A 213-nucleotide genomic window follows, 5' to 3' on the forward strand; every position below is an offset into this window, starting at 1 on the left:
CCTTGACCGAGTGCTAGCCCGATCCGATGAGTCCCACGACCCCGACCATGCAACGCCTAGCAGCTATCACACATGACCGGTTTAGCCTCTTCCGCTTTCGCTCGCCACTACTCACGGAATCGCGGTTGCTTTCTCTTCCTGTGGGTACTGAGATGTTTCACTTCCCCACGTTCCCTCCACGCACCCTATGTGTTCAGATGCGGGTCACTGGAC

General features: G+C 57.3%; 1 rRNA gene. It reads right to left on the reverse strand.

The features are described from left to right. Positions 1–213, reverse strand: a 23S ribosomal RNA gene (locus tag RH81_RS16835); the annotation flags it as partial.

Source organism: Psychroserpens jangbogonensis (genome assembly GCF_000797465.1).
In the GTDB taxonomy this organism is placed as follows: domain Bacteria; phylum Bacteroidota; class Bacteroidia; order Flavobacteriales; family Flavobacteriaceae; genus Psychroserpens; species Psychroserpens jangbogonensis.